Annotated in this window: 1 protein-coding gene; it reads left to right on the top strand. The window is 29.6% G+C overall.

The features are described 5' to 3' along the window. Positions 1-249: 249 nt before the first annotated feature. The coding region (locus tag V7056_RS15260) for a YlmC/YmxH family sporulation protein (RefSeq protein WP_499703302.1) at positions 250-409 on the top strand (160 nt) is incomplete at its 3' end.

The following is a 409-nucleotide window of genomic DNA, read 5'->3' as shown; positions in this document are numbered from 1 at the left end:
AAGAAAAGCGGAGGCGACAGTTCAGTCCCAAAAACATCAACTAATTACACATAATTGATTTCTAAATTCTTCCAAATCTAGATTTAATAGTCATTATGCTTAAATTAGCCGATGTATTTCCGATAATAAATGTGTTAGACAATGAAGAGGTATGGATCAATTCATTGTTTAACACATTTTTATTTTAAATAAAATCAATATTCGTCTCATTGCCTTCATATATTTGTTAAAAAGGAAGGTGAAGAGATAGTGGCAAGAATTTCTGACTTTCAAGTAAAAGATGTAGTGAATGTGGCTGATGGTAAAAAGTTAGGTAATATTGTTGATTTAGATATTGATCAATTAAGTGGGAAAATTACATCAATTATTTTAACGAAGCCTGGTAAAGGGCTGAATTTTTTTAGTAAAG

The sequence above is a fragment of the Bacillus sp. JJ664 genome (assembly GCF_036962205.1).
In the GTDB taxonomy this organism is placed as follows: domain Bacteria; phylum Bacillota; class Bacilli; order Bacillales; family Bacillaceae_G; genus Gottfriedia.
This window is presented reverse-complemented; position numbering and strand designations above follow the sequence as displayed.